Annotated in this window: 2 protein-coding genes and 1 pseudogene; all 3 read left to right on the top strand. The window is 53.5% G+C overall.

The window, feature by feature from the left end:
* A pseudogene (locus AC1DRJ_RS28530) lies at nucleotides 1–232 on the top strand (hypothetical protein); the annotation flags it as partial.
* Between the two features lie 78 nt (nucleotides 233–310).
* Nucleotides 311–502 (top strand): PLDc N-terminal domain-containing protein, encoded by a 192-nt coding sequence (locus AC1DRJ_RS28525; RefSeq protein ID WP_477805087.1) that lies wholly within the window; start codon nucleotides 311–313, stop codon nucleotides 500–502.
* Between the two features lie 210 nt (nucleotides 503–712).
* Nucleotides 713–946: a hypothetical protein gene (locus tag AC1DRJ_RS28520; protein ID WP_477805086.1), complete on the top strand. Its 234-nt coding sequence runs from the start codon at nucleotides 713–715 to the stop codon at nucleotides 944–946.
* Nucleotides 947–1,204 lie beyond the last annotated feature (258 nt).

The following is a 1,204-nucleotide window of genomic DNA, read 5'->3' as shown; positions in this document are numbered from 1 at the left end:
GGCCAAAACCGAAGCCCTGACCGCGCTCAACCGCATTCAGGTGCAAATGGGCAGCATGAACAAGGACAATGGCGGTTACACACTGATGAACTTCAGCCAGTTACTCGACGACGAACTGCAAGTGGTATTGGTCTACGGCAACGACGTGCCGCGGGTGCTCGAACTGTGCGCCGAGGTCGGCATCGCGGCTGCGCCATCTCTGGAAGCCTTGAAAGTGGCGATCCATATCTGACGTTAATCCTATAAAAATCGGAACCCTCGCATTAGACGGCTATCCTAAGAGTGCAAATTAATCTTAGGGAGAGTCACCATGGGTTCTACGTTCAACAGCCTGATTGCCTTGATCATTTTCGTTCTGGATATCTGGGCCATCATCAACGTGGTTAAAAGTGACGCCACTACCGGGATGAAAGTCCTCTGGGTGCTGTTGATCGCGTGCTTGCCGGTGCTGGGGCTTATCATCTGGGCAATTGCCGGGCCACGAGGGCGCGTGCGGATCTGACTCCATTCCCGTAGGAGCTGAGCTCGCTCGCGATGGCGGTGTATCAGTCGACATATGTGTTGACTGATACACCGCCATCGCGAGCAAGCTCGGCTCCTACATGGGGCATGTGTTTTTCAGGCTCCAGTGCCGTATTCCGTTGAACGAACAGCCCGCGAAAAAGTCCAGATGCTTGTAAGCCCATCCATGGGTTTTATCGAGGAGGCACTGATGCAAAAGTGGAAAATCACTTTCGTGGATGATCACGGTGAAACAGTCGATGAAGTCTTCGAGTGCGACGAGTGCCCGGACAATGAGCATGCCGCCAAACTCATCAAGGCCCGACTCCTTCCTGTCGCCGCCGAACTGGATCTGAATGATCTGGAAGGGCGCACCGCTGATGCGAGCGTCAAAAGTCTTAAATCCCAGAACAGCATACAAATCCTCGGTATCACGCCAATCTGAACATCTCCTGTCTGATTCTCATTCAGACCTTGGCAGCCGCTCTATCTTGAGGCTACTCTGCAATCGAGATCAGCAAATTGATCGCTAAGGTCTGGTCTTGTCAGCTACATGCTTGCTTCCCATCGGCAACGAGGTTGCCGCATCACTCGCACCACTCGGTTGCGCGTGCCGGGAATACGGAAAGTCTATCCATCACTATGAGGGGGACGTTTCATGAGCACAGCCTATCAAGAAGACATCAGCAGCTCGGTGCTGCGC

The sequence above is a fragment of the Pseudomonas sp. P5_B2 genome (assembly GCF_056400445.1).
The sequence above is the reverse complement of the archived record's forward strand: the minus strand, read 5'-3'. Positions and strand labels throughout refer to the sequence as shown.

Excerpts from the sequence above, each read along its gene's own strand:
- AC1DRJ_RS28525 (WP_477805087.1), top strand. The coding sequence starts at position 311 with ATGGGTTCTACGTTCAACAGCCTGATTGCCTTGATCATTTTCGTTCTG.
- AC1DRJ_RS28520 (WP_477805086.1), top strand. The coding sequence starts at position 713 with ATGCAAAAGTGGAAAATCACTTTCGTGGATGATCACGGTGAAACAGTC.